The organism is Geotalea daltonii FRC-32, from assembly GCF_000022265.1.
In the GTDB taxonomy this organism is placed as follows: Bacteria; Desulfobacterota; Desulfuromonadia; order Geobacterales; family Geobacteraceae; genus Geotalea; species Geotalea daltonii.
The window spans coordinates 3,156,150-3,182,293 of the sequence record NC_011979.1 but is presented as its reverse complement, the minus strand read 5'-3'; the positions used below and the strand labels follow the sequence as shown (position 1 = coordinate 3,182,293).

23 protein-coding genes, 2 tRNA genes and 1 pseudogene are annotated in these 26,144 nt (G+C 49.1%); 17 read left to right on the top strand and 9 right to left on the bottom strand.

Annotated elements, in window-relative coordinates:
* Positions 1-18 precede the first annotated feature (18 nt).
* The 6 genes from GEOB_RS14455 (at position 19) to GEOB_RS14430 (ending at position 5,790) form a co-directional block, all read left to right on the top strand.
* Entirely contained in the window at positions 19-849 is an 831-nt protein-coding gene (locus tag GEOB_RS14455) for an ABC transporter ATP-binding protein (RefSeq protein ID WP_012647984.1), read from the top strand.
* The gene (locus GEOB_RS14450) at positions 850-1,845 is read left to right on the top strand and encodes a DmsE family decaheme c-type cytochrome (protein WP_012647983.1); all 996 of its coding nucleotides are present in this window, start codon (positions 850-852) and stop codon (positions 1,843-1,845) included.
* Between the two features lie 35 nt (positions 1,846-1,880).
* The gene (locus GEOB_RS14445) at positions 1,881-3,986 is read left to right on the top strand and encodes a hypothetical protein (protein ID WP_012647982.1); all 2,106 of its coding nucleotides are present in this window, start codon (positions 1,881-1,883) and stop codon (positions 3,984-3,986) included.
* 142 nt (positions 3,987-4,128) lie between these two features.
* Entirely contained in the window at positions 4,129-4,950 is an 822-nt protein-coding gene (locus tag GEOB_RS14440) for an ABC transporter substrate-binding protein (RefSeq protein ID WP_230198961.1), read from the top strand.
* A 31-nt stretch (positions 4,951-4,981) separates the two neighbouring features.
* Positions 4,982-5,365: a response regulator transcription factor gene (locus GEOB_RS14435; RefSeq protein ID WP_012647980.1), complete on the top strand. Its 384-nt coding sequence runs from the start codon at positions 4,982-4,984 to the stop codon at positions 5,363-5,365.
* A gap of 32 nt (positions 5,366-5,397) precedes the next feature.
* Complete coding sequence (locus tag GEOB_RS14430) at positions 5,398-5,790, top strand: hypothetical protein (RefSeq protein ID WP_012647979.1); 393 nt, start codon at positions 5,398-5,400, stop codon at positions 5,788-5,790.
* A gap of 6 nt (positions 5,791-5,796) precedes the next feature.
* Here the strand turns inward: GEOB_RS14430 and GEOB_RS14425 are convergent, their stop codons facing one another.
* Entirely contained in the window at positions 5,797-6,267 is a 471-nt protein-coding gene (locus GEOB_RS14425) for a YfcE family phosphodiesterase (protein ID WP_012647978.1), read from the bottom strand.
* Between the two features lie 87 nt (positions 6,268-6,354).
* Between GEOB_RS14425 and sppA the strand changes: the two genes are divergently transcribed.
* The 5 genes from sppA (at position 6,355) to GEOB_RS14400 (ending at position 12,433) form a co-directional block, all read left to right on the top strand.
* Positions 6,355-7,251 (top strand): signal peptide peptidase SppA, encoded by an 897-nt coding sequence (sppA, locus tag GEOB_RS14420; RefSeq protein ID WP_012647977.1) that lies wholly within the window; start codon positions 6,355-6,357, stop codon positions 7,249-7,251.
* Positions 7,252-7,570: 319 nt separating this feature from the next.
* The gene (locus GEOB_RS14415) at positions 7,571-8,617 is read left to right on the top strand and encodes an acyl-CoA thioesterase (protein ID WP_012647976.1); all 1,047 of its coding nucleotides are present in this window, start codon (positions 7,571-7,573) and stop codon (positions 8,615-8,617) included.
* Positions 8,618-8,652: 35 nt separating this feature from the next.
* Complete coding sequence (locus tag GEOB_RS14410) at positions 8,653-9,822, top strand: M24 family metallopeptidase (protein WP_012647975.1); 1,170 nt, start codon at positions 8,653-8,655, stop codon at positions 9,820-9,822.
* A gap of 438 nt (positions 9,823-10,260) precedes the next feature.
* Complete coding sequence (locus tag GEOB_RS14405) at positions 10,261-12,078, top strand: permease (RefSeq protein WP_230198960.1); 1,818 nt, start codon at positions 10,261-10,263, stop codon at positions 12,076-12,078.
* Positions 12,079-12,115: 37 nt separating this feature from the next.
* A complete protein-coding gene (locus GEOB_RS14400; protein ID WP_012647973.1) occupies positions 12,116-12,433 on the top strand; it encodes a cupin domain-containing protein in 318 nt (105 codons plus the stop codon).
* Positions 12,434-12,570: 137 nt separating this feature from the next.
* Here the strand turns inward: GEOB_RS14400 and GEOB_RS20715 are convergent, their stop codons facing one another.
* From GEOB_RS20715 to gap, 8 genes are all read right to left on the bottom strand, one after another.
* Positions 12,571-12,747 (bottom strand): FmdB family zinc ribbon protein, encoded by a 177-nt coding sequence (locus GEOB_RS20715; RefSeq protein WP_083767156.1) that lies wholly within the window; start codon positions 12,745-12,747, stop codon positions 12,571-12,573.
* A 146-nt stretch (positions 12,748-12,893) separates the two neighbouring features.
* Positions 12,894-12,980: transfer RNA gene (locus tag GEOB_RS14395), tRNA-Leu, on the bottom strand.
* 68 nt (positions 12,981-13,048) lie between these two features.
* Positions 13,049-13,603 carry a Slp family lipoprotein gene (locus tag GEOB_RS14390; RefSeq protein WP_012647972.1) on the bottom strand — a complete coding sequence of 185 codons (555 nt, stop codon included), beginning with the start codon at positions 13,601-13,603 and terminating at the stop codon, positions 13,049-13,051.
* 234 nt (positions 13,604-13,837) lie between these two features.
* Positions 13,838-13,924, bottom strand: a tRNA-Leu gene (locus tag GEOB_RS14385).
* A 56-nt stretch (positions 13,925-13,980) separates the two neighbouring features.
* On the bottom strand, positions 13,981-14,367 hold the full coding sequence (gene secG / locus GEOB_RS14380; RefSeq protein WP_012647971.1) for a preprotein translocase subunit SecG: 387 nt from the start codon (positions 14,365-14,367) through the stop codon (positions 13,981-13,983).
* 65 nt (positions 14,368-14,432) lie between these two features.
* Positions 14,433-15,188, bottom strand: a complete 756-nt coding sequence (gene tpiA, locus GEOB_RS14375) for a triose-phosphate isomerase (RefSeq protein ID WP_012647970.1) — start codon at positions 15,186-15,188, stop codon at positions 14,433-14,435.
* 34 nt (positions 15,189-15,222) lie between these two features.
* Positions 15,223-16,422, bottom strand: coding sequence for a phosphoglycerate kinase (locus tag GEOB_RS14370; RefSeq protein ID WP_012647969.1), 1,200 nt, complete (start codon positions 16,420-16,422; stop codon positions 15,223-15,225).
* Positions 16,423-16,515: 93 nt separating this feature from the next.
* Positions 16,516-17,514 carry a type I glyceraldehyde-3-phosphate dehydrogenase gene (gene gap / locus GEOB_RS14365; protein ID WP_012647968.1) on the bottom strand — a complete coding sequence of 333 codons (999 nt, stop codon included), beginning with the start codon at positions 17,512-17,514 and terminating at the stop codon, positions 16,516-16,518.
* A 473-nt stretch (positions 17,515-17,987) separates the two neighbouring features.
* Here gap and GEOB_RS20485 point away from each other — a divergent pair.
* From GEOB_RS20485 to GEOB_RS14340, 6 genes and pseudogenes are all read left to right on the top strand, one after another.
* Positions 17,988-18,197: pseudogene (locus GEOB_RS20485) on the top strand (ATP-binding protein); the annotation flags it as partial.
* 126 nt (positions 18,198-18,323) lie between these two features.
* Positions 18,324-19,826, top strand: a complete 1,503-nt coding sequence (locus GEOB_RS14360) for an ATP-binding protein (protein ID WP_230199056.1) — start codon at positions 18,324-18,326, stop codon at positions 19,824-19,826.
* A gap of 105 nt (positions 19,827-19,931) precedes the next feature.
* Entirely contained in the window at positions 19,932-20,708 is a 777-nt protein-coding gene (locus GEOB_RS14355; RefSeq protein WP_012647967.1) for an MBL fold metallo-hydrolase, read from the top strand.
* Between the two features lie 65 nt (positions 20,709-20,773).
* Positions 20,774-22,069 carry an adenylosuccinate lyase gene (purB, locus tag GEOB_RS14350; protein ID WP_012647966.1) on the top strand — a complete coding sequence of 432 codons (1,296 nt, stop codon included), beginning with the start codon at positions 20,774-20,776 and terminating at the stop codon, positions 22,067-22,069.
* On the top strand, positions 22,062-23,138 hold the full coding sequence (locus tag GEOB_RS14345) for a mechanosensitive ion channel family protein (protein WP_012647965.1): 1,077 nt from the start codon (positions 22,062-22,064) through the stop codon (positions 23,136-23,138). Before purB ends, GEOB_RS14345 begins: the two co-directional genes overlap by 8 nt.
* Positions 23,139-23,140: 2 nt before the next feature.
* Complete coding sequence (locus GEOB_RS14340) at positions 23,141-26,128, top strand: phosphoribosylformylglycinamidine synthase subunit PurS (RefSeq protein ID WP_012647964.1); 2,988 nt, start codon at positions 23,141-23,143, stop codon at positions 26,126-26,128.
* Positions 26,129-26,144: the final 16 nt, after the last annotated feature.

The window sequence follows — 26,144 nt, the reverse complement described above, 5'->3', positions numbered from 1 at the left end:
AGTCCCATGGGAGCTTCTGTGTTTGAAAAAATAAAGCATGGCCTCACCGGTTCCATCTTTGACAATGAGATGGAATGCAATGTCAACCTTAATGATACCCGTGGTGTAGACATCAGGATCGACAAACTGAACAAGTATTTTGGTGAAAAGCATGTTCTACAGGATATCGATCTGGAGATAAAGGCCGGTGAAACTTTCAGTATAATCGGTCCGTCCGGTACCGGGAAAAGTGTTTTATTGAAACATGTGGTCAAGCTTGAAACACCGGACAGCGGTGAGATCTATATTGACGGCAATCCCATTTTCAACAGGATTAAAAACAACTCCATCAGAGACTACCGCTACAGCATGGTCTTTCAGTCTTCTGCGCTCTTTAATTCACTGACAGTTGGCGAAAACGTCGGTCTTTGGTTGCGCGAAAAGCGCATCTGCAAGGAAGTGAGGATCAGGCAGATCATAACTGAAAAACTGGAAAAGGTAGGCCTGCAGGACACGGAAAATTTGAGGACCTCCGAACTTTCGGGGGGGATGAAAAAAAGGGTTGCCATTGCCCGTTCCCTGGCCATGAACCCTGATCTGATACTTTATGACGAGCCCACTGCAGAGCTGGACCCGGTAACTACGGACGAGCTTGCCAATACTATTTTGAAACTCAAGGAAACTACTAAAAATACGACCGTTATAGTCACCCATGATTTGAATTTTGCACTCTACATTTCAGACCGTATTGCCATGATGCATGGAGGCAAGATTATCGAGGTAGGCTCTCCGGCACAGATCAAAAAGAGCGAGAATCCGATCGTAAAGGGTTTCATCTACACGACAACAAAGGGAATACGAGGGGATTAGATGACAGTCAACAGGGGAATGCTGTGCCGTGTTTTCATTGCCGTGGCTGTTGCTGTGCTGTCGGCAGCCTGTTCCCAGCTGAAGCAGACAAAACCGCTTCTGCCGGTTTCTGACTATGAAAGAATGATCGTCGGCAGGTTTGATGCGGATTATGTGGGAACCGACAATTGCGTTGCCAAATGCCATGCCCATGACAAGATAACCGACGATTTCCGGCACAGCGTCCATGGTGAGCAGATAAAACCGGGAACAGGACTGCCGCTGGTCAACTGCGAATCTTGCCATGGTCCGGGAAGCCTTGCCATAATGGACCTTCCTGAAGACCCTGAATTGAACGACGCCAGGAAAACAAAATGCGATTCCAAGACATTCCTCGATATTCTGAACCTCCCCGCCCAGGCCCAGTCACTTATCTGCCTTAAATGCCATTCCGCAGCTTCCATCCCGACCCTGGCCCACTGGAATGCCAGTGCCCACGCATTGAGTGACGTGAGTTGCCTTGATTGCCATAAGCTGCATCAGGGGCCACAGCAGAAAGTCAAGCATGAAGAGATGGCTGAGTTATGCTATGGCTGCCATCCACAGGTAAGAATTGAAAACAACTTGTATTCACATCACCCCCTGGTGGAGAAAAAGATGGCCTGTGCCGACTGTCATGATGTCCACGGGTCCACACAGGAAAGCCTCCTTAAAGGCGATACTCCAAAGGAAACATGCACGAAATGCCACATGGAGAAACAGGGTCCCTTCGTCTTCGAGCATGGCGATGTCACTGAGAATTGCACCAATTGCCATTCCCCCCACGGGTCAACCAACAACCAGCTTCTGAATACAACGATGCCATTTCTTTGCCTGCAGTGCCATGCAGGTCATATGGCCGGAACCACTGGAACAAAACAGCTCTTTTCCAATCGCTGCACGGATTGCCATTCACAGATTCATGGAAGTGATATTCCGTCAACTGGTGTAACCGGCCTGGGCACAATGCGTCAGTAAAAAAACCGTTCCGTTTGCGCAGAAGGAGATTGCTGGTGATAAAGCTCTTAAGATTGACCTGTTTGCTTGCGGCAGCATTAGTTGTGTTTAATCTCTCGGTTATCAATGCTTTGGCTTCGGAGAAACCAGATACTTCGACCGAGACAGAAAACCACCTTGCTGACGGCTCCGAATTATCGGAGCTGGATGAAGCCCTGCTGCAAGAGGCATTTCCTGCAAAAGCTGCAGAGACCCATTCTTTGCTGGAGGGATACACCGGATACAGATTTCTGACCATCGACAACTATGGCGGACGCGCTTCCAAATACAATTATCTGCATTCAGGTATTATTGGCGGTGCCAGTTACAACAGGCTGGGGCAGGACCTTAAATTTACCCTGGACGGTAACTATCTTAACGACAAAGATTATTACGGCGATCTGAATTTCGACTATGCCGGTGAATACCGCTTTCATCTGCGCACCGAGGCTCTGTTTCACAATACGACCGGAGAAATACTATTTAGCGAGCCGATTGATTTTCCAGGTATCGCTTATATTCCCCATCAGGATTCTTCCCTGACCGGGTACGGCCTGAAGACCGAACAGGATTCGGCCAGTCTGCGTTACAAAATCCATGACTTTCCACTGCATGTGAACTTGGGCTACTGGCGCATGGTAAAAGAAGGTACAAGTCAGATACGCTTTGCGGATATTGCCTTTGAAGGGACGCTGAACAACTTCTTTGCCAGATCCAGATCCGTAAATCGTGAGACACATGAGGGAAAGATAGGCTTCGATACTCATCTGGGTCCGATCGACCTGATATACAACTTCCAGATCAGGCAGTTCATCAATAAAGCCGAACAACTCAGGGATAATTATGTCGAGCGCAATGTCTTTGGCAGCATTCACAGGTCTGGCATACAGGAACATAATGAAGATACGGACAGCCGTTATTTTGCCCATACGGTGAAATTACACACTTCACTGGCAGGCGGCCTTGTGGGGGCAGGATCCTATACCTACGGCAAGAGGGACAACCTGTCACGGTTGAACGACACTACGGGAGCCGATCAGACTTCGGCAAATCTGCATAATTACGCCGGTGATCTGGTTTATACGCCGTTCAAGGAGCTGTCGTTAGGGTTTAAATACCGGCGGCAGGAGGTGGAGAACCGCAACCCCTCCACCATCACCAATAGCTTTTTTATCAATAACATCCTGGCTGTTCGCCCTTCCATTGGCACAGAAAAGGACGTAATTCTGGCGACCCTGTTATTTCGTCCCACCAACCAACTTACGGTCAAGGGTGAATACAAAGGTGAATTCCTGCATCGCAACCTGGTTCATTACCTTGACGAAACCCTCAATTGGTATCTCAATGAAAACGAGAGTACCCACAAGGGGTCCATTTCCGTTATCAGTCGTCCCTTGAAGGGACTCAGGGTGACTGCCCGTTACGGCTATACCTCAACCGACCACCCATCATATGGCACGTCTTTCGCCCAAAAGCATGAAGGAGAATTGACCTCCAACTACAACCTGTCCGGAAGGCTCGGCTTCACGGCAAGCTATCGCAACAGCCGAGAACTCAATGATGAGATGCAAAGAAGGGTTATTAGTTCCTCCACCCCTCCCGTTGAATACGCCCAGTTCTCTCCCCTTTTATCAAGAGACAAGACCACCCGCAACTTCACGACCGCCGCGTGGTTCAGCCCTTTCCCAAAACTTACCATTACTGCCAGTTACGGGTTCCTGCAAAACGATATGGATCAGGGACTGATGTTTTCCATAACCGGAGATGGCAGCCTGGCAGCATCCAATTACAGGTCCGCGTCCCATCTTTATTCTTTGGGTACGGCCTATCGTTTCACCGAAAAAGCGGATCTTTCCCTGACCTTGCAGGAGGTGCACTCGCTCTCGGAGTTCAAGCCTGAAAACAAGACATTTCCTGATCCTTATGGATACACAAGCGGTATTACCGAGCTTTCACGGTCAAAAACGGTTGAGACCTCCTTTTCTGCCCGTGGCAATTACAGGTTTACCAGAAACCTGACCTGCTCGATGGAATATATGTTGCAGGATTACTATGATAAATTTTATTCCCAATTCGATGGAACGGTTCATTCCATAACGGCTTACGTGAGTGCCAAATGGTAGAGTGCCTGTGAGAAGCTGTTTTTATCTGATACTGTTTTTACTGTCATTGACATGTGTTTTACCGTCATATGCCGGCAGGAAGCTTGTTGCGGCAGTTCTGACAAGCGATATCACACGCTACAAAGAGTCCCACCGGGCTTTAGTGAAAACTCTGGCACTGAAGGGCCTTGACCAGAGTAAAGTAGAACTGGTCGTTCAGACACCAAACCCTGACCCCATTTCCTGGGCAAACACCATCAGGAAATTCAACGGCATCGGTTCCGACATCATAATTACCTATGGAGCGCCGGTTACCCTCGCAGCCATTCGGGAAGTGGATAATATTCCCATTGTCTTTGTCGATGTCTATGGGCCTGTTGAAGCCGGTGTCACACGAAGCATGGCTGCTCCCGGCAGAAATCTCACCGGTGTCAGTTCCAAAGTTCCAATGATCACCCTGATAAAAGCAGCCAATGACATCAAACACATCAAATCGCTGGGTATTCTGTATAATGGAAGGGAAATCGGTTCCGTAATCCAGCTGAAAGAGATAAGACGTCTAGCTGCACAAATGGGTTTTTCGGTGGTTGAGCTTAATGTGTCTTCGGCTAATATGCTGGATTCGGCACTTGGTACCTTGACCTCATCGGATGTCGATTTTATCTATGCTGCCGAAAGCACGCTGGTGACTCGCAGCCTGGAAAAAGTCATTTTTAGGGCCAGGGATCACGGTATTCCAGTGATTTCCCATGTACCTGAAGCCGCCGACAAAGGTGCTCTGGTTACATTGGAAATTAATACCTACGAACAGGGACAGCTGGCCGGAGAATGTGTATCAGCTATCCTTCAGGGAAAGAAGCAGGGGCAGATTCCAGTGGCGACACCGAAAAAAGTAGATCTGGTGATAAATTTGAAAGCTGCCAAGTTGCTTGACTTGAATGTTCCTATCCAGGTGTTGAATATTTCGACCAAGATTGTAAAGTAATTGAAAGTTGCAAAAGGGATCAGAGGTTTTAATGGGTAAAATTTTGATAGTTGACGATGACGCCACTTTCCTGGATATTCTGGGTAATTATATAAAAACCTACTATCCACTTTTAGATGTGGAAACCTGTACCAGTCCGGTCAAAGCCTTGAATGCCATCAGGAAGCAAAAGATCGATCTGTTGCTGGTGGACCTGGAAATGCCCATGCTGGATGGCGCCAAGATATTCAAATATGCTACCGATGCCGGAATCGACAAAAACAGGATTGTCATCCTGTCTGGCCGGGATGCTGATTACCTTCACGAGCACTTTCCCATGGGGACATGCCTTGCCGTGCTTAACAAGTATGAAGCCAAGCAAAAAGACGTGCTGAACATGATCTTCAGCTCCATGCAAAGGAAAGCGGCGAGCTGAAACAACAAAACGACAAAAGGTGAGGTTTGTAGATGGCAGGAAAAGATATATTGATTACATTTTACCGGCAGGATCACATTAGACCTGACTGGAAGGTAGATACTTCCTGTGCGTATTTCCAAATGTTCCTGATTGAGTTGACCGATGATCTGCAGAAATTCGGCATAAAATTACAGCATGCTCAGAATAATGAGATGGTCATTAACGTGAACAGCTATGCGGATGTGCTTAACGCCGTCAGAATATCCTCACCTGCCGACAATATCGGCAATACATGTGTCGGGCACATCATTGACAAAAGTCCCAACCTTGATCTTATGGAAGATCTGAAGCGGGCCGTGAATAGGGTGGCATTTGCCCCTGAAACCATTGCGCCGGAAGCCCATAACCGCAAGGTCTGTCATAATTGCGGTTGTGGGTGCTAATCTTTCTCAGGCAACAGGGACGATTCTTGCGGTCACCTTTCCGCAAATTATACTGAGCATGGCATAGGTGGTGGTCTGGCAACTTTGACTGAGGCAGCCGGGATTTATAAACAGTACCTCGTGCACATTCTCTATCAGAGGAAGATGAGTGTGCCCGAAGAGAACAACGGATGCACCTCCATCCAAAGCCTTTCGGTAAAGGCCATCCAATCCGGATTTGACGCTGTATCTGTGGCCATGGGTGATAAAGATGCTCTGGCCTGCAAGGCTTATGATAGCGTCTTTGACTGCTGAACTGCTGAAGTCACAGTTACCGACGACTTTGGTGGTGGGCAGCCCTGAAATATCCTCGATGATCACCGCATCATCAAGTCCGTCTCCCAGATGGACAATATGATCCACTGGGCCTGCTGCGTCGAGGGCTTTGATGGCCAAGGGATAATTGCCGTGGGTATCCGAGAGAACTAAAATATTCATGACCGATTCAACTCTTTGCTGTTCCGATATTTCCATTTGATCCTATGATAGAGTCACTCCCAATGGCAAGGTAATTTTCGGAGAAATATGAAAAACAAGTGGCTTATTATTGTTCTTATAGTTGTCGCCGTGACGGTTCTTTTTTCCGTTTTCACGATCTCTGTCATGAAGAGTGTTTTTTCCGATACGGAAGAAGCGATACACGGCGAAGGAGTCGGTCTCGTCGAGGTCAAAGGAATCATTCTCGACCCGCAGGAAACGGTAAAACAGCTGCAGGCTTTACGAAAAAACGAAAAAGTGAAGGCTGTCGTCCTTCGAATAGATTCTCCCGGCGGTGTGGTCGGTCCTTCCCAGGAAATTCATGACGCGGTAAAGAAACTGAACATGAAGAAGAAGGTGGTGGTTTCCATGGGAAGTCTTGCTGCTTCCGGGGGCTATTACATTGCTGTTCCCGCCACGAAGATATTTGCCAATCCCGGAACCATTACCGGCAGCATCGGTGTACTGATGAAGTTTTCCAATATTGAGGGGCTGATGGACAAGGTCGGCATGAAGGCCTTCACCTTGAAAACCGGCAAGTTCAAAGATGTGGGTTCACCTGCCAGGACCATGACCGACCAGGAAAAAGAGATGCTGCAAAGTGTTATTGATAGCACCCATGGGCAGTTTATAAAAGCCGTTGCCGAAGGCAGGAAACTGCCGGTGGAAGAGGTTCGGTCCCTGGCCAATGGTCGGATCTATTCTGGTGAACAGGCCCTGGCGCTCAAGCTGATTGACCAGCTCGGAACCCTGCAGGATGCGGTGGAAGAGGCTGGCAGGCTGGGAGGAATCAAGGGAGAACCTGAAATCATCCGCCCACCGAAGAAAAAAAAGGTATTTATCGATTTGTTGGTGGAATCGGCAGCGGAGAGGATAAGCAGTTTTGCAGTTCAGGAAAAAGGGCTGACCGTGAATTATGAGATGAACGGCAACTATGGATATTAAAACACGAATAGGAAGTATTCCCGATATGGAAAGAGCTGGCTCTTGATGCCGGCTCTTTTTTTATCTGTCACATAGTTCAGCCCTCGGTAGGTGATCATCTGGCAGTTATTAGATGGTGCCCATCCGGCAATTCTACAGTCTCAATTATTTTTACTTTCCCTCGCAAAACCTCATGTTGTTTAGTAAAAAAATGTTTTATTTATCCTTGACAGGCACGTGAAACTGACGATATGTTCACACAGAAAAGATGAAAAATATTATGGTTGTCTGACACTCTTTTGCCTTGCCTATCGTAGAATTATTCCATTCAGGAGTCCATATGACCACACCTGCTGAAACCTCTTTCTACCAAACATTGCCGCTTTCAAGCGACCTTAAGCTGCGTCGCCGTTTCATGGTGGTAGACGAGCCGCTGCTTGGCAACCTCCGTTTTGGACTTCTCCTTGAGGTGTTGGACAAGGTGGCAGAGGAAGCCTCCCTCAAGTACGTGAATCGCTTTCATCCAGAGGCGAGGGTGGTGACGGCTGCCATCGACAATATCTTCGTCCGCCGCCCAGCAGATGTGACCAGGGATATAGTCTGCCACGCCCGCATCAATCATGTTGGCAAGTCATCCATAGAGGTGGGGATCCGTGTTGAACAGCCTGGCGAACCTGCGAATCATATCGCTTCCTGCTATTTCACCATGGTTGCCCGCTCCGGAATTGGAGAAGGCGCGGTGAGCGTTGCTTTGCCGCCCCTTGATTATGCTGATGGCTATGAAAAGGAACGTTTTGGCAAGGCTGTCGCTCGTAGGCAGGAGTACAAGCAACAGCAGGCAGCCCTGCACGAGCCACCAAGCCGAAAAGAGTATGAAATGCTTACCCGGCTCCATGATGCCCAGGAAAATCCCGGCTTTTATGGGCATTTGGCTGGGCGGCTGGTGACAGATGCCTGGGAACGCATGTATCCCGAACAAGAGAATGTGCCGCAAAAGATTTTCGGTGGGTATCTGATCAGGCGTGCCTATGAGCTTTCCGCCATCTGTTCCGAGCTTGTTGCGCCCAACCGTTCCATAATTGCCGCCGTCAACCGCATCAATTTTTTTCATCCGGTACGGATGGGGGACAAGCTGCATTTTACCTCTAGAGTCGTCTATACAAATGGCAGCTTCGTCTGCGTCGAGGCGGGCATCGAGCGTATCAGCCGCGACCGCACTGCAAACGCGCTTTCAAATTCCTGCCTCTTTACCTTTGTCAATGTGGATGACAAGTTGAATCACCAGCCTGTGCCACAGGTATATCCGACCACCTATGCAGAGGATGGCCGTTATCTGGCAGCACACCGCAGCTATCAGGCCGTGGTCGAGCATCATTCAATAATATGATATGGCTAATGATTAAAAACGGGGGGGAATAAAGCATGCTGATAAAGATGGAATCGGAACAACGGATCATCAGGTTGCAGAAGGCGTTGAATAAAATGGAACTGGATGGAGCGCTGTTCGTCTATCCCATTGATGTCTATTACTTTACCGGCACCCGCCAGAATTCAACCCTCTGGGTCCCCACTGAAGGTAATCCCATGCTCTTGGTGCGCAAGAGCTACGCCAGGGCTACTACCGAGAGTCTCATCGAAGATACCAGGCCTTTTCCGTCAAGCAGGGAATTCCCCAACCTGTTCGGTCCCCAGATCAAAAGAATAGGCTTCACCTTTGACATTTTACCGGTGCAGCAGTATCAGTACTATTCAAAGATGTTGCCTGGACGCGAATTTACGGATATTTCACCAATAAACCGGGAACTTCGTTCGGTAAAGTCAGAGTGGGAGCTGGAACAGATGCGCCATAGCGGCGACTGCCTGTGCAGTGTGTTTGCCCAGGTGCCCGAATTCCTCAAGGAGGGCATGCGAGAGCTCGACCTGTCGGCGGAATTTGAGTGCCGACTCAGGAAAGCCGGGGGAGAAGGATACGTAAGAATGCGTGCCTTCAACCAGGAACTCTTCCACGGACTGGCTGTCAGCGGTGCCACCTCCGACAAGCCGGGCTTTTTTGACGGTGCGGTAAGCGGTCGCGGGCTTTCTGCCGCCTCTCCCCAAGGTTCTTCTGTGGAAAAGATTGTCGCCGGCAGCCCGGTTCTTCTTGATTACACAGTTGTTTTCAACGGCTATATTGTGGATATGACGCGAATGTTTGTTTTTGGCCAACCGAAGCCCGAGCTGGAAAAAGCCTTTGCCACCGCAATTGCCATTCAGCAATACCTCGTCGAAAATCTGAAGCCCGGAATGATCTGTGAAGATCTTTTTCTTGTTGCTGCATCCATGGCTGAAGATGCCGGCCTCGGCCGCAACTTTATGGGGGCACCTGGTGAAAATGCGCGTTTCGTCGGTCACGGTGTCGGGCTGGAGCTGGACGAGTATCCAGTGCTGGCTCAAGGATTCAAGGTCCCACTTCAGGTTGGGCAGACAATAGCCATAGAACCCAAATTTGTCTTGCCCGGGCTGGGTGCGGTCGGCATTGAGAACACTTTTGCTGTGAGTAGCGGTGGGGGAATAAAGATCACCGGCATGGCTGACGAAATGATAAGTCTTTAGTTCAAATGCCGTGGGGGCAACAGCCTGGTCCATCTCCAGTTGTTGCCCCCGATCCAGAGCCAGTGCCCCCATCTATAGAACTGCAGCTTATTTCCTCCCTTTAGAGTTGTCCACTGCATCTTCATGCACCACGCCATCTATTATCAGTGGCAATAAATACCAAGACATACCTAATTTAATCTATAGAACAAATAACAGAGAGGACGAAATGCCCAAACGGGATAACTGATGAAGGGCATTTAATCATAAAAATTATTTTCATGCTCCTGATTCAGTTCTTGCGTTGACTGCTGCGCAGAAAACCGGTTATATATCTGAGATTATTTTTACTCAGAACGGAATACTGAAATGAACTTGGGCCTGACTTTTATGAAGAAAGCTGATGCGTGTGGGGTTCACGGGGCATCGTCCAAAGCAGCCAATCGGACATTGTTGTGGATGATAGCTGCATCCTTGAGCCTGATTGTCTGGCATGTCTGGACATACGGTCCAAGCGGCCATTGGGCTGCTGGTGACTCTGTTGATAAAGCTTTTCCACTTCTCCTCTGGGGGGAGTTGCTGGACCTTTTTTCCAATAATCATGGTATCCTGGCAGAGCTCTGGGATATATTGCCTTACTTCCTTGTCGGTCTGCTTCTGGGGGGGTACCTGCGGACCTATAAAGTGGCTGTGAAGCTTCAGGCTTCTCTTCGACGCTATGGTATCGCCAGTGTCTTTCTTGCCTCTCTCATCGGCATCATCACCCCCCTCTGCGCCTGCGGCACCCTTACCACGGCTATCAGCCTGCTCTTTGCCGGGCTGCCGCTAGCTCCAGTTATGTCTCTACTTGTCACCTCTCCACTGCTGAGTCCCTCTGCATTTCTCCTTACCCTAAACGACCTTGGACCGGAATGGACAGTCATAAGAACGGTTTCTGCCTATGCCATGGGGGTCTTTGCCGGATTGGTGGCCCACCTGCTCCGGAACAGGGGGTTCAAGACCAAGGAGCTTTTCGTTGAAGGGGCTATAGTCCGTGGCGATTTTCACGATGAGGATTATCCTGACGAGAGGCTACGCTGTAATTGCCGGGAGAAATTCGGCAACAGGGTGGCTGTAAAGACCAGCAACAAATTCCTCATTTTCCTCGCAAAATCGGCGGAGATGTGCTGGCCAGTAGGTAAATACATTCTGGTGGGCGTTGCAGTCGGTTCCATTGTCGAAAGATATGTGCCTTACCAGTGGATATACCAGCTTTTTGGCAGCAAGGATCCCCTCAGCATAGTCTGGGTGACTTTTGGCTCGGTCCCGCTTTTCTTGCACCAGATCAGCGCCTCCAGCATTCTTGCCCACATCAAGAGCTCTCTCCATGGCACTTTGGATTCCGGCGCTGCTCTAGCCTTCATTGTCGGCGGGCCTGTGACAGCTATACCCACCTTGGCGCTCTTCTGGTCCGTTTTCAAAAAGCGCGTCTTCGTCCTGTACCTGGTGGTCTGTATCGTCGGCACGATTCTTATTGCTTATGGTTCCAAGGTTCTTGTCTTTGTGCCCGGTGTAGATACTGGCAATGCACTGTTCAGAGGGGTGGGGCATCTTTCGGGTGGGCCGTCGGCAGTTATTGAAAAGAAGGGACCCAATGTGAGGGTTATCCTGGACGTCAATGACAGGAGGACGATCGCCGTTGCCGACAGCGATCCCATTGGTGGACAAGGAGGGATTATTTTCGACGCTGCTCTGGACCGTCTTAAAGATGCCGCCCGGCTTGATAACCTTATTTATTTTTCCAATGCTGCCCAATGGCTCGAAAAAGACGGAATCAATTCGAAAAAAACAATTCTCATCTATGGTAGCTGGCGCCGTGGCGGAAATGATACAGTCAAGTTTGAACCCCTACAGAATGCCCTGCAGAAACATGGCTTCACCGTTAAAGTTATCGATCGCAGCCAAGCACACCATCTGACCGACAAACACCTTGCCGATTATAGCCAGATTTGGATGATTTTCGGTGAATCCACAGCCGGTAGCAGATTGAAAGATGACGAGATCCGGGTGCTCAGCAATTTCTCTTCTGACGGCAAGGGATTACTTATTATGGCCGGGGCAGGAGAAGGCGATGAGCATGATATGGGTGCGACAAATCAGCTTTCCTCGAAACTGGGCGCAACATTTTCCAGTTATGGCGAATATCAGAAAGAGATAAAGGTGGCTAATGGCTCAGGTTTTTTCAATAAAGCCTCGGCCTTAATCGGCAGGGTACTGAAGATTTTTCACAAGGCATAAAAAACGTTATGAATCAAAACCTGGAAAAGGAGGAAAAATGGCAGAGGTATTCGAAGTAGCCAAGCTGAAAAAGTTCAACGATGAAAAGAGGCATCATGAAATCATCTGGAGTGATGAACATGCCAAGGTAAGCCTGCTCTGCCTGAAGCCGGGGCAGGAGGTTATTACCCATACACACCATGGCAGCCACATCTGGACGGTGATAGAAGGTAAGGGGGAGCTTCTTTGCGGCAAAAAATCACAGCCCATCGGTGTCGGTCAAATTGTCGTAGTGCCTGCTTTGGAAGACCACGGCATAAGGAATTCTTCCAGCGACAACTTGGTAATTGCGTCAATTACCGGGCAAGGCGACTAAGGCTGGTCCTGGAAAATCAGCAAAGATAAAAAGCAAACGTCAAGAGGCCGGGAATACCCGGCCTCTTTCTTTAAAGGAACATCCTCATCTCGGTGCTTTCGTTGCTTGATACGCCAAACTGGCGATGACTATATCTTTCAGCCCCCGCTGAAGCATGGTTTGGATGTTTTTTTAATTTCCGAGAAGGCAGAGATTTTTTTCCTGGTTCTCTTGCTGCCGCATTCAGGACATGTGGCACTATCTTCACCACTTGTTTTCAGGATCTTTTCGAAATCGTTGCCGCACGACTGGCAGTGATATTCAAAAATCGGCATAGACTCACCCCTTGTTTAGCATATTCAAGAAACCGAATAACTATCCTTTCTGTTATTTCTGTCAATCTGCGGTAGCTCCCATCACAGATGGTTACATTTGAAAAAGAAAAGGGTTTGCGAATATTCGCAAACCCTTGATCTTTTCATGGTGCCGAAGACTGGAATCGAACCAGCACGAGGGAACCCCCACTAGAACCTGAATCTAGCGCGTCTACCAATTCCGCCACTTCGGCAATGAGACAAGTTATATATCATCCTTTTTGGCGCTCTGCAAGCAAAAAAATACGTTTTTATCTGAAAATCATTGGCGGAAGACGGGCCCGGTTGGTCGGTACCAGAGTGGGACATCGTGGCTGAAGTCATAGGGGTTGTAATTATTATAGAAAGAAGGGGAGGGGGAAGTGAATCCCTTTTCGTCTTCATTCTGTTTCCATGCGAAAATTTCTTTTATGCCGATAACTGGGAACGTATATTCTGCGCCGTCAACTGTCCCGGTTTTTTTGCCCTTGACTTCTCCGGCCAAGGTGACGAGCCTGCCGGTCTTGTAGATGATTGGATCAATAAAATCAGGACTGGTGGCAATGAAGCGACCGGCAGATTTTGAGATTTCAATGGGGAATCCGGTTTTGTCCAGAGTGAACTGTACTACCTCCATTCGCCCCCCTTCATTGTAATTCCTGACACCAGCAATTTTCCCACCAACCAGTATCTTCTTGCCGATGAACGCATCCGCACTCTTTTTTACATCATTGAAATCAATATTTTTATCAATCTGCTTCCTGGCTTCTTCGGTTATGACATGGGCGCAACTGGGAAGGGCCAGGGCCAGAACCAACAAAAGACTTAGTTTATCCATCGTTCCCTCCATAGAATTAAAAATGAATATAATTATATCGAAAATTTAAAATTTGTCTGCTTTGGTTTCCTGTACAAAGCAAACTGAAGGTCGGTTGACTTCAACAAGACTCTCCTTGTTTGTAGAATCGGGTTTAAATGAGGGGGTTGGTGATGATGATTTCAGAGGGAAAGGCAATAAAAAAAGCTTTCTCATTTGCTATGCAAAAAAATGAGAAAGCTTTTTGAATTTAGATGGTGCCGAAGACGAGAATCGAACTCGTACGGGCTGTCGCCCACCACCCCCTCAAGATGGCGTGTCTACCAATTCCACCACTTCGGCAATGAAGAAAACTCTTTTATCATTAACTGATCATCAAGTCAATAAAAAATTACCGATTACTTCGGTGTTGCCGGGGCCTGTGGCGTCGGTTGAGTCTGTGGAGGTTGACTCGTCAACGGCTGGCCCGATGGCTGCTTCTGTGCAGGTGCTTGTGCCGGCACCTGTTGTGCTGGTTTGGCTTTTTGTTTGGAGGACATTATGGATGAGCTTCCGCCTTTGCCTGAGAGAAAAGCAAGGGTAAGAGAAGTCAGCATAAAAATGATGGCTGCGCTGGTGGTCAGCTTACTGAGAAAGGTAGTACCACCCCCTGCACCGAAGACAGATTGACTTCCTCCGGCACCGAAGGATGCGCCCATTTCTGCGCCTTTTCCGGACTGCAGGAGAACGATTACTATCAAAGCCAGAGAGACAATGATGTGTAAAATAACTAATAGAGTGGTCATCTACGCTTTTTCCTCCAAAATGATAAAAGACTCTTTTAACATAATTGCACAACAAAAGCCAAGGGTTATTTACCCAACTTGGCAATGGCTGCGAATGAATCGGCCTTGAGACTTGCTCCGCCAACCAGGGCTCCATCGATATCGGCTTGGGCCATCAAGCCACCGATGTTTTCCGGTTTTACACTTCCACCGTAAAGAATTCGCATTTCTTCTGCTGCATCCTTGTCATATAAACCTGCGATAACACCACGAATGAATTGGTGAGCTTCCTGAGCCTGGCTGTCAGTGGCAGTTTTCCCTGTGCCGATGGCCCAGACTGGTTCGTAGGCAATAATTACCTTTTTCAGCTGTTCCTGGGATAGGTCCCTCAGCCCCTGGGTAACCTGACGCCTCAGGACATCGAAGGTCTGATCCCCCTCACGTTCCTGGAGAGTCTCACCAATACAGAATAAAACGGTCAAACCTGCCTTGATGGCAGCTTTGATTTTTTTATTTACCGTAGCATCCGTTTCACCGAAGAATTGTCTGCGCTCCGAATGGCCGATAATGACATGGCTGCAGCCCGCATCAATCAACATGGTGCTCGAAATTTCGCCGGTAAAGGCACCTTCTTCCTCCCAAAAACAATCCTGGGCAGAAAGGTGAATGTTCGACCCGGCGAGAGCCTCGGCAACTTTACCAAGTACGGTAAATACAGGAGCGACAACAATTTCAACCCCTTTAGTCTGGGCGACAAGCGGGAGCAGGCCGCCAACCAGTTCGAGTGCCTGGCCCGCAGTTTTGTAAAGCTTCCAATTTCCAGCAATCACAGGCGTTCTCATATGTCCTCCATAAATGCTTTAGTACAAGATTGTGTTATTTCCCGCTCTGCTCAAGGACTTCGACGCCGGGCAGCTTCTTTCCTTCAAGCAGTTCAAGGAATGCACCGCCGCCGGTGGAGATATAGCTGACTTTATCGGCTACTCCGGCTTTGCGGACTGCGGAGTCGGTGTCTCCGCCGCCAATGATGGTGGTTGCATTCTTGAGACCAGCAACGACATCGGCTATGGCAAATGTTCCCTTAGCGAAACGGTCCATTTCGAAAACTCCCATCGGACCGTTCCATATTACGGTATTAGCTTCTTTCAAGGCATCTGAGAAACGCGCTGTTGATGCGGGGCCGACATCAAGGGCCATCCATTCAGAGGGGATGTCATTAACTGAAACGGTCTTGCAGTCGGCATCGGCGGCAAACCTGTCGGCGACTACGCAATCTTCGGGGAGTAAGAATTCAATGCCCCTTTTCGCAGCGTTATCGAGGATCCTTTTCGCAGTGTCGATCAAATCGTCTTCTACTAAAGATTTCCCTACCGAAAGGCCCCGGGCTTTAAGAAAAGTGAATGCCATTCCACCGCCGATTATTATTATGTCGACCTTGCCGACCAACGTCTCGAGAACCTCCAGCTTGCCTGAAACCTTCGCTCCTCCGAGAATGGCCGCCAACGGACGGACCGGGCGGGTCATCGCTTTTTCGAAAAAAGTCATCTCATTCTTCATCAGGAATCCTGCTGCAATAACGGGAATGCATTTTGTAATGGCATGTACCGAGGCATGGGCCCTATGTGACACTGCAAATGCATCGTTCACATAGATCTCGCAGCCATTTGCCAGCTTACAGGCGAAGTCGGGGTCGTTCTTTTCCTCGCCCGGGTAAAATCGCACATTCTCCAGCATGAGGACATCGCCGGGCTGAAGGGCAGCAACCATGGCATCGACATCAGGGCCGAAGCAATCAGTAGCTTGTTTCACCTCTTTCCCCAACAGTTCCGACAGGCGCCGTGCCGCAGGGGCCATTGTATATTTCGGCTTTTTCTCACCCTTTGGTCTGCCGAGATGAGAGGCGAGGATAACTTTTGCCCCATTCTCAATGGCGTATTTAATCGTCGGCACAGCGCCGACAATTCGTGTGTCTTCTGTTATATTCCCATTATCGTCTTGCGGGACGTTAAAATCGACTCGTATGAATACAAGTTTTTCGCGTAAATCTTTAATCTCGTCAATATACAGAATGGACATCATCCCCTCCTCATGTGAAAATGGTTCTTGGGCACTGGGCAAAACAAAAGGGGAAAATTCCCCCTTTTGCTTGAAGCGTGGCAGTGAATGACTTTAAGGCAGCAGAATCTTCATCAGGTCCACGACCCGTTGTGAGAAACCACTTTCATTGTCATACCAGGAGATAACCTTGGCCATGTTTCCTTCGATAACTTTGGTGCTGAGGCTATCAACTATTGAGGAAAGGGGATTGCCATTATAATCGATGGATACCAACGGTTCATCCGAATATCCGAGAATACCTTTCAGTGGGCCTTCGGCAGCCTTTTTCAGTGCGGCATTGATCTCGTTGGCATCTGTCTTTTTGGAAAGTGTTACTACCAGGTCTACCACTGAGACATTGGGGGTTGGAACACGGATAGCCATGCCGTCCAGTTTGCCTTTCAGTTCGGGAAGCACCAGTGATACAGCCTTTGCTGCGCCGGTTGTGGTGGGGATCATGGACATGGCGGCAGCTCTTGCTCGGCGGAGATCCTTGTGGGGTAGATCCAGGATGTTCTGATCATTGGTGTAGGAATGGATGGTTGTGACCAGGCCTTTTTCAATGCCGAATGTTTCCTGAAGCACCTTTGCTACCGGCGCCAAACAGTTGGTTGTACAGGAAGCATTAGAAATGATATTGTGCTTTTTTGCATCATAGAGGTGATGGTTGACACCCATGACGACGGTGATGTCTTCATTGGTAGCAGGGGCGGAGATGATTACTTTCTTTGCGCCCGCCTGCAGATGCAACTCGGCTTTTTCCCGGGCAGTGAAAAGTCCGGTGGATTCCAGAACCACATCTACCTTTTCGTCTTTCCACGGCAGCTCAGCTGGGTTTCGGACTGCATAAATCTTGATGGTGATACCATTTACAACAAGCGCGTTTTCCTTTGCCTCTACTTTACCGGGAAAAATTCCATGTACGGAGTCATATTTAAGAAGATGAGCCAGTGTCTTAGCGTCTGTGAGATCGTTTATTGCGACAAATTCGATCCCTTTCTCATTGACAGCCGCCCTGAGAACAGAGCGTCCAATCCTGCCAAAACCATTGATTGCAACCCTTAAAGCCATTGTTGCCTCCTAGTAGAGAGATTAATTAGAGTAATTTATAAATACTTACTCATAACTCAAATTATTTAACAAATTAAGGCTCTATGGTCAAGATTTTATTTAATAAATTCAAAAAATGTAAAAACTATCAACAAGGAATAATGGGGAAGGTGCCAGACCCTGAAAAAAATTCATCTTTTTCTCAGAGGCATTTGTGGTAATATTATGCTTCTGCTTAAAAATAGCCTAAACCAGAGCAAAATGAAAAGAACTCTCGAAAAACGAATTATCCTTTTCTCGTTTCTGATCCTGTTTTTGACTATTCTAGTCAGTGCAGGTCTGGATATTATCGGATTCAGAAAGGATTATATAAACGCACTGTTTCTCAGATCACAGAGCCTTAGCGCATCTATGAAGGGAAGCATCGAGAAAGTCCTTAACCTGGGCTCGACATTAGAGATATAGCAGGAATTTCCGAGAAATGTCGAGAGCTTGTGGATGGTAATCCAGATATAGCTTATTGTATAATAACCGACTTGGATGGCAATATTTTATATCTGAGTGACCCCAAATTCCAAAATCTAGCCATCAGGGGAGCGAGTCGTTCCTACACATCCAATCCAACCGTTCAGATAAACCTCGTCGGCAAAGATCCCGCTTTTTATGATACGGTAACAATTGTCAAAACTGCCGATGGAAAGCCCACAGCACAGGTCCATATAGGTTTTGAGGAATCGATCATATCTGCCAAGGTCAAAGGTATGATTCTTCGCTCGGTCTTTCTGCTGCTGGTTTTTCTGCTATTTTCCTTTTCCCTGGTAGTGATTTTCATGAAAAAAAGCATCATTCAGCCTGTTTCTGTTCTGCTTAAGGGCGTCAAACAAATCTCTGAGGGGGGATTCGATGTGCGGATCCAGGAAGTGCCTGTTTATGAATTCAATGAACTGGCTAAAAATATCAATGTAATGTCCGCATATCTTAAAAACCGTGATGAGGAGATCAGGAAAAACTATCAAGAGCTTGAAAGAACCCACAGTGAACTCCATTCCTCGTATCTTAAACTGGAGCACCTAAGCCATGAGCTGGAGAAATCGGAAGAGCTTTATAAATCTTTGATGGAGGACGCCAGTGATGCAATTGTCGTGGTAGGTGAAGACGAGTCCGTGAAAATGGTAAACAAAATGGCTGAAGAGTTTTTTGGTTACAGTGCACGGGAACTGGTCGGCCTGCCGTTGACAAAGATGCTGCTCCTGTTGAACATAGAAAATATCCCGAAGATACATAAGATATTCAAAGATGCTTCCAAGGGGCTGCATATTGCCGAGGAAATGCAGATTGTTAAAAAAGGTGGGGCACTGGTAGTTTCCAGGCTGCATGCCAGCAGCATCGAAAGCGGCAATGACCGTCTTGTTCAGGCCATATTCCGGGATGTAACCAAAGAACGGGAAATCATGATGAATCTGGAAAAGAGCGCCGCCGACCTTGTCAGGCTCAACAAAATGAAGGATTCTTTCCTCGGTCTGGCCTCCCACGAACTCAAAACTCCTCTGACGGTTATCATGGGGTATGCCGAGCTGATTACCACGGACATGGCCGATAAAGTCGATCACACGGTACTTGAGATGGTGGGAAATATCTCAAGTGCTGCCATGCGTCTGGACAATATAATCAAGGATATGGTTGACGTCTCCATGATTGACGAAAAGAGGCTGCAGCTAAAAATAGATGATGTCCATGTAAATCAGCTGGTACGGGATGCAGTAAAGGAACTCGCCTTTTTCTTCTCCATGCGTAAGCAGAAATTGACCCTCCAGCTGGATGAAAGCATTCCTACAATCAAGGGAGACATGTTTCGGCTCGTACAGCTTTTTTCCAACGTTCTCGGCAATGCAATCAAATTCACTCCCGATGGTGGTGAAATTACAGTGACCACAAGCGCGAAATACCTCCTGCGCAGCAAGCAGTCTGCCGACAGCGTCCAGGGTCAATCGATAGTGAATATAGGCAAGGAACACCACCTATATGTAGAAATAGCTGTTGCCGACACCGGCATCGGCATCGACCGTGAGGATCAGGTCCGTATATTCGACAAATTTTATGAAGCGGGAAACATCGAAGAGCACAGCACCGGCAAAGTTGCATTCAAAGCCAAAGGAGCAGGGCTCGGACTGTCTATTGCCAAGGGAATCGTCGATATGCACGGTGGAGAAATATGGGTTGAATCTCCAGGGTATAATTCAGATAGCGGTTCCGGTTCCATTTTTCACATACTCCTGCCGTTGAATCCGCTGGTGGGGGATTCGTCACTTGATTACATGAATCTGCTCCACTGATAACATTAGAAAATTGGCCTTGAATCCATTCCTGTTTTCCTGTATATATACAAAGTTTTCCTGCCGATTTCCTTGCCGTTAAAAAAACTGCTCAGGAGTTTTTATATGCGAGCCTGCCTGCTTGCCAGTGGCAGCAAGGGCAATTCTCTTTTCATCGAAAACGGTGAAACGAAACTTTTGCTTGATGCAGGCCTTTCCGCCGTGGAGATCTTGCGCAGGCTTCATGCAATAGGAGTTGAAGGCAGCGAAATTAATGCGATCATGATCAGTCATGAGCATCAGGATCATATCAGAGGGGCGGGAGCCCTTGCACGCAAGTTAAAGATCCCTGTCATTCTCAGCTATCCGACCCATAAGGAAGCATCGCGCTATCTGGCCAAAACGCAGGTCATTGAATTTGAGTCAGGTTATTCTTTCTGTTTCAGAGATCTTGCCATCGACCCGTTTCCCATTACCCATGATGCCTGTGATCCGGTAGGCTTCGTTATCGAAAGCAGTGACGGGGCCATGGGGGTAGCTACCGATCTTGGCATTGCCACAAGGCTCGTTGTTGATAAACTGCAGAAATGCCGCATTGTCATAGTTGAATCAAACCATGATGAGGACATGTTGATGAACGGGCCATACCCCTGGCATCTGAAACAGCGTATCAGATCCCGTCATGGTCATCTTTCCAACAATGATTCTGCTGCCTTACTTGAAGAAATACTCCATCCTTGTCTCGAAGGTGTTTTCCTCGCCCATCTTTCTGAAGTCAACAATGATCCAAGTCTGGCTCACAGCGCTGCCACAATCATGCTTGCGTCGACTAATATCTGCTCACCCAAGCTGATAGTCGGCACTCAGGACCAGGTGAGTGAAATCTTTTGTATCAATGGCTGATTCAGCCACGCTTACTGATTACAGACCTTGTCGTCTGATTATTAATTTCACAGGAGAATCATAAAGTGATCGAACGTTACAGCCGCCCGGAAATGACCAGGATCTGGGAACCCGAGAACCGTTACCAGAAGTGGTTGGAGATTGAGATATACGCCTGCGAGGCCCATGCCCAGCTTGGAAATATTCCCCAGGAAGCGGTAGACCGGATCAAGGCCAATGCAAAATTTGACGTTCCCCGCATAGACGAAATTGAAAAAACGGTGAAGCACGATGTAATCGCCTTTCTTACTTCAGTAGCCGATTATATCGGGGACGATTCACGTTTCGTTCACCTTGGGCTGACTTCTTCGGATGTTCTTGACACATCCCTGGCAATGCTGCTCAAGGAGAGCAGCGATCTGATCATTGCGGACATCAAAAAGCTGATGGAAGTGATAAAGAAAAGAGCCCTGGAGCATAAGGATACCCCCATGATGGGGAGATCCCACGGTATTCATGCCGAGCCGGTGACGTTCGGCCTGAAAATGGCTCTCTGGTATGACGAGATGCGCCGAAACCTGAGGCGCATGGAAGCAGCGCGTGAAACGGTCGCCTACGGCAAGATCTCCGGTGCCGTAGGAACTTTCGCCAACATAGATCCGAAGGTGGAGGAATATGTCTGCGCCAAGGCAGGTCTGAAGCCAGCTCCGTGCTCCACGCAGGTGATACAGCGTGACCGCCATGCGGAATTCTTCTCTGCCTTGGCCATCATTGCCTCTTCAATCGAAAAATTTGCCGTTGAAATAAGACACCTGCAGCGTACCGAAGTTCTTGAAGCCGAGGAATTCTTCAGCAAGGGTCAAAAAGGCTCTTCAGCCATGCCCCACAAACGGAATCCGGTGCTTTCGGAAAATCTTACCGGCCTGGCCAGGCTCATCCGCGGTTATGCCGTTTCCGCCATGGAAAATGTTGCCTTGTGGCACGAGCGGGATATCTCCCATTCTTCGGTTGAACGTATCATCGGCCCCGATGCCACCATTCTCATGGATTTCATGTTGAACCGCTGCATTGGCCTGATAGATAATCTGGTTGTTTATCCGGAGAACATGATGAAAAACCTGAACCTGATGCGTGGTCTGATCTTCTCCCAGCGGATACTGCTGGAGTTGGCCAATAATGGCGTCTCCCGCGAGAACGCCTATGCACTGGTGCAGAGAAACGCCATGAAGGTCTGGGAAGAAGGGAAGGATTTCCAGACCGAGTTGTTGAACGATGCCGAGGTCCGCAATACTCTTTCGGAGGAGCAGATCAAGGAAGCCTTCAACCTCAATTATCACCTGAAGCACGTAGATACCATTTTTACGAGGGTATTCGGTGGATAACCTGATACGGTTTTTTCAACTTGAGGCGGCAGACGGGCTGCTCCTTTTCTGGCTGAAGGAAAGCCTCATTGCCGTCATCATATTTGCCTCTTTTTATTTGCTTGCCCTGGTGCTTGGGCATGTGCTGGTAACTTGGGGGCCTCGCTTCACCTCCTTTACCAAGACCGATCTTGATGACCGAATCCTGCGGCGTGTGACGCCGCCGGTGTCTCTTCTGCTCATGTTCGCCGGCCTCTATTTTGCGGTAGCCTCACTGCCGTTGCCCGAAAAAGCCCATGTTATCACCTCGGGAATTCTCTTCGTCATCAATATGATAATCCTCACCATCATTGCATACAGGGCTGCCGATGAGTTTCTCCAGTGGTATGCAGCCAGGATGACCGGCGTGGAGAGCAGCGGTCTGCGGCAATTGATACCATTGGTTGAAAAGCTGATCAGCATCTTTCTCATCGGCACAGCGCTGATAATTACCCTCAAACATTTCAATTATGACATTTGGTCCATAATTACCGCTCTCGGTATCGGTTCTCTTGCCATAGGTCTGGCAGCAAAGGACACCCTGGCCAACATGATCTCCGGATTCACTCTGATGCTGGATCGCCCTTTTCACATCGGTGACCGCATTCAGCTTGCCGGCGGTCAGATTGGCGATGTAATTGATATTGGCCTTCGCAGCACGAAGATCAAGACCCTTGATAATACCTATCTGATTATTCCCAACTCGGAGTTGTGCAACACGGTGCTGATCAACATGGCTTTTCCCGATGTCCTCAGCAAAGGGCGGATCAACCTGGGGGTTGCCTACGGGAGCGACATTTCTGCCGTCAAAGCGCTGCTGGTCAATACAGCCCTTGAGATACCACATGTCCGCAAAGATCCTGCTCCGGAGGCTTTTTTCGTCTCCTTTGGCGACAGCGCATTGAATGTTTCACTTTTTTTCTGGGTAGAGGATTACACAAAGGTTTTTTCAGTTACCGATCAGATTAATTGTCTGATCGCAAAAAGATTTCAGGAAAACGGCGTACAGATACCGTATCCAACGAGAACGGTACTGATGGAAAAGGACTGATAATGGCCCATAGAATTGAAATAGCTTTGAAGGATAACGTTCGCGACGCGCGGGGAGAACGGATCAGGAGCGAGATAGAGCACTTTCTAGACGTACCGGTCAAGCAGGTCAGGACAATAGATGTGTTTACCGTCGATGCCGATCTCACTGCCGCCGAACTTGAACTGGCAGCTGCCGGTCCTTTTTCCGATCCTGTCATTCAGGATTTTGCCATCGATGTGCCTATCGGTCGCAATTTTGATTTTGTCGTGGAGGTGGGGTTCCGGCCCGGTGTTACAGACAACGTGGGCAGGACCGCCAAAGAGGCTATCGAGTACATCATTGGCCGCCCCTTACGGGAAGGTGAAGGTGTCTATACATCTGTCCAGTATCTGTTCACCTGCGGGTTGGACCTCAAGGAGATGGAAGGCATAGCTACAGGGCTTCTCTGCAATACACTCATCCAGCGTTACCAGATACTCGATCACGCATCGTTTGTGGCGCAGAAAGGTATGCAGGCTTATGTGCCCAAGGTTGCCGTTCACGCCACAGGCACTGTTAAAGAGATCGATCTGAATGTGACCGATGAGGAGTTGCTGCGCATCAGTCGCGAAGGCGTTCTTGCTCTCACTCTAGATGAGATGAAGATCATCCAGGCACATTACCGGGACGACCTGGTTCTCGCCGCCCGCCGCAGTCAGGGCTTGGGTGACCGGCCGACGGACGTGGAACTGGAAGCCCTGGCCCAGACCTGGTCCGAACACTGCAAACACAAGATCTTTTCCGGAAACGTCGAATATGTTGACGAGAAGGGGAACCGGGAACAGATTTCCTCCCTGTTTAAAAGCTTTATCCAGAGGACCACGGCTACGGTCCGCGAGAACCTTGGCGACAAGGACTTCTGCCTGTCGGTATTCAAGGATAACGCCGGAGTAATCAGGTTCAATGATGACTACTCCCTGGTCTTCAAAGTGGAAACCCACAATTCGCCCAGCGCACTGGATCCATACGGCGGAGCGCTCACCGGCATCGTCGGTGTCAACCGGGACCCGTTCGGCACCGGCAAAGGAGCCAGGCTCATTTTCAACACCGATGTCTTCTGTTTCGCCTCGCCCTTTTACGATAAGCCGCTTCCTGCTCGGCTGCTTCATCCGCGCCGTATCTATGAAGGGGTCATCGAAGGGGTTGAGCACGGGGGAAACAAGAGCGGCATTCCCACGGTCAACGGCTCGCTGGTCTTCGATGACCGCTTTGCCGGCAAGCCCCTTGTCTTCTGCGGCACCGCCGGCATCATGCCGGCCGTTATCAACGGCGAACCATCCCATGTGAAGCGGATAGATCCTGGTGACCTGATCGTTATGACCGGCGGACGCATCGGCAAGGATGGTATCCACGGCGCCACTTTTTCCTCCGAGGAGCTGAATGAATCATCTCCGGTTTCAGCGGTACAGATAGGGGATCCCATCACCCAGAAACGGATGACCGATTTTCTCCTGCGGGCCCGGGACCGCGGTCTTTACAATTTCATTACCGACAACGGCGCCGGCGGCCTTTCTTCTTCAATTGGAGAGATGTCCGAAGAGTGCGGCGGCTGCCGTCTGGACCTGTCCAAGGCACCCCTCAAGTACGCCGGGCTGGATCCATGGGAAATCCTCATTTCCGAGGCCCAGGAGCGTATGAGTCTTGCCGTTCCTCCTGCTAAAATCGACGAATTCCTGGCTCTGGCCAGGATTATGGGGGTTGAGGCGACGGTGTTGGGAGAATTTACCGACTCCGGCTATTTCCATATCCTCCATGGCGAAACAACAGTGGCCTTTCTGCCGATCAGCTTCCTTCACGGCGGGTTGCCACCCATGGAGATGCGGGGGGTCTGGGAGATCAAACATCATGAAGAGCCGAAGCCTGCCGACAAGAGCGACTACACCGAAGACCTGCTCAAACTGCTCGGCTCGCTGAATATCTGCTCAAAAGAGTCGGTGGTCCGCCGTTACGACCACGAGGTGCAGGGGGGGAGCGTCGTCAAACCCTTTACCGGTGTCAATAATGATGGCCCTTCGGACGCTGCTGTCGTCAGACCCATCCTCGACTCCTTCGAGGGGGTCGTTGTCGGACACGGTATCTGTCCCCGGTACAGTGACATAGATGCTTACCATATGGCCGCCAATGCCATAGACGAAGGACTGCGCAACTATATCGCCGTCGGCGGCTCGCCGAACCTGGTGGCCGGTCTGGACAACTTCTGCTGGTGCGACCCGGTCAAATCGGAAAAGACTCCCGACGGTGAATACAAGATGGCCCAGCTGGTGCGGGCCAACAAGGCCCTTTACGATTACTGCGTGGCTTTCGGCATTCCTCTTATATCCGGCAAGGATTCCATGAAAAACGACTTCTATGACGGGACCACCAAAATATCCATTCCACCGACGCTGCTCTTTTCAGTCATAGGGAAAATGGAGGATGCCCGCAAGGCTGTGACCATGGATGTCAAAAGACCTGGTGACGTGGTTTATATACTGGGGGAGACAGCTGACGAGCTGGGCGGCTCTGAATACCTGGCAGCGAAAGGCTTTACCGGTAACAGAGTACCACAGGTCAACGCCGAAAAGGCCTTGAACAGTTACCGGGCCTATCATGCCGCGGTGGTGGAAGGATTAGTCGCTTCCTGCCATGATCTTTCCGACGGTGGACTTGCCGTCGCTGCTGCTGAATCCGCTTTTGCCGGAGGTTTCGGTCTTGCGGTGAATCTCGATGCGGTACCCATCAAGGCGAGTGCATCACTGGACGACGAGGCCATCCTTTTTTCCGAATCAGCATCACGGCTTCTTATCACGGTAGATCCCGGCAAGTCAGCAGCATTTGAAAATGTGATGTCCGGTCAGGCGGTTGCCCGCATTGGTCAGGTCACGGCAGATACCACTTTAACCATCACAGGCGTTTCTGGTAAAGTAGTCGTTAAAGCTGAGATTGCCAATCTTAAAGAAGCATGGCAGTCTCCGCTGCAATCACTGTAATAGTTTCGGGAGTTTT